At 73.0% G+C, this 7,323-nt stretch carries 9 protein-coding genes and 1 pseudogene; all 10 read right to left on the minus strand.

Going from position 1 to position 7,323, the window contains the following annotated elements; all coding sequences use genetic code 11:
- Position 1: 1 nt before the first annotated feature.
- Positions 2–1,018 (minus strand): hypothetical protein, encoded by a 1,017-nt coding sequence (locus ACYVQV_RS17850; protein ID WP_461024669.1) that lies wholly within the window; start codon positions 1,016–1,018, stop codon positions 2–4.
- The gene (locus ACYVQV_RS17855) at positions 1,015–4,008 is read right to left on the minus strand and encodes a phage tail protein (protein ID WP_461024670.1); all 2,994 of its coding nucleotides are present in this window, start codon (positions 4,006–4,008) and stop codon (positions 1,015–1,017) included. Before ACYVQV_RS17855 ends, ACYVQV_RS17850 begins: the two co-directional genes overlap by 4 nt.
- A 19-nt stretch (positions 4,009–4,027) precedes the next feature.
- Positions 4,028–4,297: a hypothetical protein gene (locus tag ACYVQV_RS17860; protein ID WP_461024671.1), complete on the minus strand. Its 270-nt coding sequence runs from the start codon at positions 4,295–4,297 to the stop codon at positions 4,028–4,030.
- Between the two features lie 92 nt (positions 4,298–4,389).
- Positions 4,390–4,767, minus strand: a complete 378-nt coding sequence (locus ACYVQV_RS17865) for a hypothetical protein (RefSeq protein WP_461024672.1) — start codon at positions 4,765–4,767, stop codon at positions 4,390–4,392.
- A gap of 89 nt (positions 4,768–4,856) precedes the next feature.
- Positions 4,857–5,447, minus strand: coding sequence for a phage tail tube protein (locus tag ACYVQV_RS17870; RefSeq protein ID WP_461024673.1), 591 nt, complete (start codon positions 5,445–5,447; stop codon positions 4,857–4,859).
- 79 nt (positions 5,448–5,526) lie between these two features.
- On the minus strand, positions 5,527–5,955 hold the full coding sequence (locus ACYVQV_RS17875) for a hypothetical protein (protein ID WP_461024674.1): 429 nt from the start codon (positions 5,953–5,955) through the stop codon (positions 5,527–5,529).
- Positions 5,955–6,266 carry a DUF5403 family protein gene (locus tag ACYVQV_RS17880; RefSeq protein ID WP_461024675.1) on the minus strand — a complete coding sequence of 104 codons (312 nt, stop codon included), beginning with the start codon at positions 6,264–6,266 and terminating at the stop codon, positions 5,955–5,957. Before ACYVQV_RS17880 ends, ACYVQV_RS17875 begins: the two co-directional genes overlap by 1 nt.
- Positions 6,266–6,571, minus strand: a complete 306-nt coding sequence (locus ACYVQV_RS17885) for a hypothetical protein (RefSeq protein WP_461024676.1) — start codon at positions 6,569–6,571, stop codon at positions 6,266–6,268. Before ACYVQV_RS17885 ends, ACYVQV_RS17880 begins: the two co-directional genes overlap by 1 nt.
- 32 nt (positions 6,572–6,603) lie before the next feature.
- Positions 6,604–7,005: a Gp19/Gp15/Gp42 family protein gene (locus tag ACYVQV_RS17890; protein ID WP_461024677.1), complete on the minus strand. Its 402-nt coding sequence runs from the start codon at positions 7,003–7,005 to the stop codon at positions 6,604–6,606.
- A 69-nt stretch (positions 7,006–7,074) separates the two neighbouring features.
- Positions 7,075–7,323, minus strand: a pseudogene (locus ACYVQV_RS17895) (hypothetical protein); the annotation flags it as partial.

The following is a 7,323-nucleotide window of genomic DNA, read 5'->3' on the forward strand; positions in this document are numbered from 1 at the left end:
CTCACCAGGCCCGGAAGTACAGCGGGGTGAGGGTGGCGACCACGGTCGCGCCGCCGACTGCGGACAGGGACAGGTCGACGGACCGGCCCGGGGGGATGGCGGCGAAGTCGGAGTCGAGCAGGTCCCGGGTGCGGTAGGTCGCGGTCGGGAGGGCCGCGTCGATCGCGGCGAGCCACTCCTCGGAGCCGGCGCGCAAGGGCTGGGCGGTGGCCGGGTCGACCGGGGCGTCGACCTCCCGGGCGGCCAGCTCGGTGGGGTCGGCGTCGAGCACGAGCACCTTGTGCTCGGGCACCTCGAACGGGACCTTGATGACCTGGTCACCCACGCCGAGCTCCGCTGACTGCGCGCCGGTGAGGTACCAGACGGGGTAGCCGTCGACGTCGCCGGGGTTGTCCATGGTCGCGGCACCGAGCGTCGAGCCAGGGGAGATGTACAGGCCGCCGGTGGTGTGCCCCGGCCCTCCACCGATCACGGGGACCGGCTGCATCTGCTTCCAGGACCGCACGATCCGGCGGCCGCGCCACAGGGGCCGTTCGGCCACCATGCGGATCGCGTACAGCTCCCAGCCCCTGCGGGTGGGGTCGGTGAAGAAGACGTGGTCGCCGTCGTCGCCGAACCGCAGCTCCAGCGAGCGCTCCTGGCCGTCCGGGTGGATGACGGTCCACGTGCCAGTGTGCTCGGGATGCATGGTGCGCCAGAACTTCCGGTCCCACTCGACCCACTCCTGGCTGGAGGCGTCGGAGTACAGGAAGATCGGCCACAGGATCTCGTCGCGCTCCAGGGCCCGGCCGCCGCGGTACCTGGCGCCGGCCACCGCCGGCGAGCTCGAGCGGAACGGGTCCCAGCGGGGCATCCCGAGGCCGCCGACGCCGGGGGACAGGAACAGGCCGGCACCGCGCAGCAGGTCCCACGACGTGCCGTCCCACGCGTCCCACCGCATCCCGCCGATCCCGGTGAACGTCGGCGCGTCAGGCGGGCGCACCGGGTTGCTCGGCGGGGCCGGGAACACCAGGTTCATGCGAGCCTCACCGTGATTCCCCTCAGTCCTGCGACCACGGCGGCGTCGCGCTGGCGCGCGGCGATCCGGGCGGCGACCTCGTCGGGGTCCCAGCCGACGTTGCCGTGGAAGTGGATCCCGCCCGCACCAGCGGCGCCGGCAGGCGCGGTGGCGGACGTGGCCAGGCCGCGCACCGACGGGACGGCGGCCATGTCCCGGATCGCGCGCTGCGCGACGTCGGACTCCAGCCGGATGCCCTGCGCGGTGCCCAGCGAGATCTGGCGACCGACCTGGTCGCGGAACACCTTGGACGGGGACGAGATCCCCAGGAAGTCCTTCGCGGCGTTCAGCGCGCTGCTCGCGGCGTCCTTCGCGGCCGAGGCGATCCGCCCGGCCGACCCGGTGATCCCGTTGATGATCCCCTGGATGATGTCCCGGCCTACTGAGGCGAACCGCGAGGCCATGTCCCCGATCGCCGACAGGATCTTCCCCGGCAGTGCGCGGGCCTCGGCCACGAGGCTCGCGACCTTCTCGACGGCGCGGTCCCGCAGCTGCGTGAACGCTGCGATGACCCGGTCACGGAAGGCGAGGATCTGGCCGATCACCGCGACTGCGGCCTGGATGCGGGAGACGATGAACTCGCGGATCGCGTCGAAGACCGCGCGGCCACGGTCGGCGAGCGCCTGGAACGTGGCGATGGCGCGGTCCTTGAACGCCATGATCAGCCCGATCACCGCGACGGCCTCGCCGACCCGCGCGAGGATCCAGTCGCGGACGGTCGTGAAGACGTTGACGACCCGTTCGCGGAAGGTCTCGAGCTGGCTCCCGACAGCCTGGACGAACGCTTGGACGGCGACACCGACGAGCGCGAGGATCGCCTGGACCACCTCGGTCTGCATCGCCCACTCGACGAACGTCGCGACGGCCTGCGTCACCCAGCCGATCAGCTCGGCCAGGAGCCCGACGAGCGTGCCCAGCACCACCGCGAGGACCTGGCCGAGCATCGCCACCAGCGGTGTGATGACCGGGAGCAGCGCCTCGAGGATGGCGATCACCGGGTCCAGCAGTGGCAGGAGCGCGAGCAGCGCCGCGCCGAGGTTGCCCACCAGCACCGACGCGAGGTCCGCCACCACGGGGAGCAGCTGCGCCAGGACCGGGGCCAACGCGCCGACCAGCGACGTCACCAGCGGCGCGAGCGCGGCCACGAGCTGCAGCACGATCGGTGCGAGCGCGGAGAACACGGTCATCAGCGCGCCGCCGAGGACGCCGGCGAGCTGGGTGAAGACGGGCAGGAGCGTGGCGAGGACCGGCGCCAGCTGGCCCATGAACGCGGCCACCAGCGGCGCGGCCGTCGACGCGAGCTGGGCGAGCATGGGGGCGAGCACGCTGATCGCCTGGGCGAGGCCCTGACCGAGGACGCTGACCAGCGGCGCCGCCGCGATGACGATGCTCGCGAGCGCGGGTGCGAGGGTGGCGAGGGTGGACGCGAGCGCTCCGCCGAGGATGCCGAGGAGCGGGGTCAGCGCGGTGGCCATCGCCTGCAGGGCCGGTGCGACGGCGGCGAACGCGGAGGCGAGCGCCGGGCCGATCGTGGCGGCGAGCTGGGTGAACGCGGGCGCGAGCGTCTGGATGACGGGGCCGATGGCCGTCACAAGCGTGCCCAGGACGGTGCCGACCTGCTGGGCGACGGTGGAGAACAAGGGGCCGATGGCCGCGAGGACGCCCGGGAGGGTGTCGCCGAGCGCGGACAGCAGCGTTGTAAGCCCGGCCTGGGCGCCCTGGAAGAACGCGGACAGGCCCTGCTGGACTGCGGGCTGGGAGACGAGCTGGTTGAACGCCGACGTGATCGCGACGAGGGAGTTGAGGAACCCGGCGCCGGAGGCGTCGGCCGCGTTGAAGACTGCAGCGAGGCCGGCGCCGAGCTGGATGACGGCGGTGCCCAGGTCGCCGACCGCGGAGAGGGCGCCGGACATGAAGCGCTCGAGGTCGCCGGTCTGCCTGGCCTGGGCGATGAACGTCGCGAACGACCGGGCCGCGTCACCGGCGCCTGAGGTCAGGTTGACCAGGAACCCGGAGCCGACGACGGCGATGTCACGGAACGCCTCGGTGAGGGGGCCGAGCGCGCCCATGAGGTTGCCGATGCCCTGCCGGGTGTTGTCCAGGCCCGCGGCCGTGTCCTGCAGGCTGAGCGGCTGGCGAAGGGCGTCGATCACCCCCCGCAGCCCGCCGTTGAACTCCTGCGCGACGCCGGCGAGCCCGTCCCGCAGGAGCGGCAGGTAGTCGTTCGCGAGCCGCTGGATCGGGCGGGCGAGGTCCTCGAAGAACGCGCCCTGCACGGTCGACCGGAGAGACTGGAACTCGTCAGCCAGGCCCTCGACGGTGCGCCGGACGGACGCCGCGGCGCCTGAGGCCTTGTCGAGGCCCGTGAACGCGAGCGCCATCACGCCGAGGCCGGCCGCTCCTGCGAGGCCCAGCGCTGGCAGCAGCGAGACGACGCTGGCGACCTGGCCGAGGGCGAGGACCGCGCCACCGGTGATGGTGGTGAGCGACGCCAGGCCGGCGGACATGGCGGCCACCAGCAGCGCTGCCTTGGACGCCGCGCCTGCGACCCCGCCGAGACCGGAGACCAGCCCGCCGAGCGCTCCGCCGCGGCCGCCCCGCCCGCCGCCGCTGACGGCGCGCAGGGCGGCCACCCCGGCGGTGAGGCGGGCGAGGCCGGCGTCGGTCCGGGTGTTGATGACGACGGTCTGAGGGAGCGTGGTCAGCCGCTCGAGCCGCACGAGCGACAGGTCCGGGTCGTTCAGGCGGACGTTCAGGCGGGCGGTGTAGTCCCCGGACAGGGCGACCATCTGCCTGGTGAGCGTGGCGGTGTCGATTTCGACGCGGATCCGGACGCGAGTGACCGCCTCGATCCGCTCGAGGGACTTCTTGAGGTCGGCGCGGAACCGCGAGGCGTCGGGGATGACGCGGATGTTCGTGCGCCCGACGGTCTTGCCTCCAGGTGCGGCCACGCTGCTGTCACCGCCCCTCTCAGGTCTCGAACATCCGGCCGAGCAGCGCGAACGCCTCCTCGAGGGAGGCGGCGGACGGCCGGGCCGTCGAGCGGTCCGGCGGACGCGGGACCCGCTCGGGCTTCTTCTTCTTCTCGGTGTTGACCGCGATCAGGACGTCGGTCAGATCGGCGATCCGTGAGGCCTCGGGTGTCCACCCGAGCCACTTGGACCACTCGTCGCCGCCGAGGAGGTGCGCACGGGCGTGGGACCAGGGGTCGTAGAAGGCGCGCTCCGCGAGCTCGAGCACCAGGCCGGGGGGTCTGCGGCCGGTGAAGACGTCGTCGACGTCGACCCGGTACAGCGCCCACAGGTCCCCCCGGAGGGCCTGGTGCTCGTCGATCAGCCGGCGGAGCGCGTCGATTCCCCCAGCTGGCCCGCGTACTGCATGAACAGGGCGGCGACGCGCTGCTCGACGTCGGCGCCGACCGCCCACGCGGCGTAGGCGTCGGGTTCGACCGCGACGCCTTCGAGCGCGAGGTCCATCTGCTCGAGCTTGTCGAGCATGGAGGCCAGCTCGACGTTGCCGTCGTCGTCGGCCTTGGCGTCGATCTCCGTGGCGATCTGCAGGAACGCCTTGCGCTGGCCGATCCGCAGCGTGGCGGCGGGCCGCAGCGCCGGGGCGCCGCTGAGGTCGACCTCGTCGAGGACAGAGTCGGCGACCGCCGGCGGGCTGCTCGTGCTCGTGCGGGTGTTGGTGGACCTGGACTTCGGGGGCATGTGCGGACCCTTCGTGGTTGCGGACTGCAAGGGCGGGACCCGCCCGGTGACGGAGTCCGCAGGGCGTCACCGGGCGGGAGCTGAGCCCGTCAGGGGGCGGGGTCGGGCAGGGCGACCGGCGGGAAGATGCCGATCAGGTCGCCGACGTTCGCGCCGCCGGGGGTCGTCGCCGTGGCCGAGAGCAGCGACCCGGACAGCTGGATCTCGAAGAACGAGTCGGTGGCGATCTCCGGGGCGTCGCCGATGGAGATGTCGACCCGGGGGAAGTACAGGCCGGCACGGGCGGAGCCGTCGGCCATCAGGATGTACACGGCGCGCTCGACGGACCCCGTCGCCGACGGCACCCAGAACCCGCCGTCGCGGATCTCGCCGCCGGGGAAGGCGAGGCCGAGGGTGAGCTCGTCGACCTGCAGCGAGTTCATCGTGAAGCCCCACACGTTGGGGTCGCGGGTGGCCCGCAGGTTCGGGTCCCACCAGGAGCCGCGGTTCGTCGCCTCGCCGCCCTCCTTGGACAGGGACACCGTGTTGTCGCGGCTGGTGTGACCGATGCAGTCCCACCCGGTGTAGGTCGCGGCCGAGGCGGGGTCGACGGTGGCCTTGTCGAACGGGGCGGTGTCCGGGGCAGCGGTGAACGCGGTGCCGCGGCCGGGCAGGATGACCTGGGCGCTGTTGAGCCCCATGGCGTGACCTCCGAAGGTCGAGTGGGTGGTTGCGGTCGTCCCTGCGCCCGGCACGGGCTGAGCAGGGCGTTCTGGGTGGTCAGCTCCGAGGTGGGCGCACCCGGATCAGGAACGTCCCGTCGAACTGCGTGAGGTCCTGGGCGTTGACCGTCGACGTCGCCGTGCGGGTCGGCATGGCGACGTCCTCGACGGACGAGACCTCCCCGACACCGGGGACAGCTGCGCCGTCGTCGTGCAGGCCGTGGACGGCCTGGTACAGCTCGTCGGCCAGGTCGGAGGTGTCAGCGCGCCCGGAGCCGAGGACCGTGAAGGCGACCGTCCACTCCCAGCCCAGAGCCGGGTTCCCGTTGCTCACCATCGCCCCGTTGATCGGGGTCAGCAGGATCAGCGGGAGGTGATCGACGGCGTCGACGTCGACCGCGGCGGCCACCTCGGCCGGGGACCCAGCGAAGCGGTCGGTCAGCAGCGCGACGAGGAGGTGCTCGACATCGACGGTCAGGCGTGGCATCAGCGGGTCTGCCCCGCGGCTCGGGCGAGGATGTGCAGGCCCTGCACCCAGCGGCCGCCGCCGCGAGCGCGGTGGCCCTTCTCGATGTGCATCGACGCGGGGTCGTCGTTGTAGACCTCGCGGTCGAGGACGCCCCGCTTGCCCTTCACGGTGGCGACGCCGAAGCGGGCCATGTAGGCGCCGGTCACCCTGTGCTGGGCGGCGATCCGCTTCGCCGTGGCGAGGACCTTCGCGGCCCCGGCGTCCATGTCCGGGGAGTGGCCGGCGATGCGGGCCGCCTCGATCCCGGCGGTGCGGTAGACCTGCGCCATCACCGGACCTCCGACGTGCGAGCTCTGAGTAGGACATCGATGTGGCCGGTGCGGCGGCCGGTGGAGTAGACCTTCGCCTCGCCCAGCTGGTCCCACTCCCGGCCGTCCCAGGTCACCGTGGAGTGCACCCCGCCGGGCCAGGGCCCGCGGCCGATGAACCGGTAGACCGTCTCCGTCTGAGCCGCGCCGAGTGCCTGCAGCTCGTCGGCCTGCACCGGTTGGACGACGCCGCGCACCTCGACCGGTGTCCCGGGGGTGTAGGTGGGCGCGTTGTACCTGTCCCGGCCGGCGACCGTCGGGGTCACTGTGACCCGGTGCGGCGGGTGATCGAGCCGGCTCACGGGCGTCGTCCCGGCAGCCTGTAGTCCGGCATCCCGATGGTGACCATGCCCGCGGCCGGTGGAGACGTCGGCGTGACGAGCGCCAGGTCGTCACCGGTGAAGTAGAGCTTGCCGCCGGCGACGTCGCGGTTCGTCGAGTAGCTGTAGTTCCCCTCCGACTCCGACTGCAGGCCCTCGGGGTTGCGGACGACCCGCAGCACGGCGTTCACGACGGCGTCCTTCACGTTCTCGACGTCGACGGTTCCGGCGTCGACCCACGAGGCCAGAGCCGGGCGGCGCGACGTGAGGAGCCGCTCGGCCCGGTCGATCTGCTTGGCCAGCCAGGTCGTGGTGAACCGCTGGTCCATGTCGCTCTCGTAGGCGTCGCGGACGTCCTGCGGCTGGACGTAGGTGCTCACCGTGACCTGCCTTCCCCTCGCGGTGGTGCCCGCTGGCTCTCACGTGCGGAGAGCCAGCGGGCCCCGTCGTCACTCGACCGGGTGACCGGCCGCCCGGACCGCGGCGATGACCTCGTCGCGCGTCGCCTTCTCGGCGTCGACGTCGACACCGAGCGCGGCCGCGTACTCCAGCCACTTCGCCTTCGCCGAGCCCTCGCCGGACTGCGGCGGTGGCGTGGCGCTCGAGCCGCCGTCACCCGAGCCGCCGTCACCCGAGCCGCCGTCACCCGAGCCGCCGTCACCCGAGCCGCCGTCACCCGAGCCGCCGTCACCCGAGCC

Source organism: Thalassiella azotivora (genome assembly GCF_054781695.1).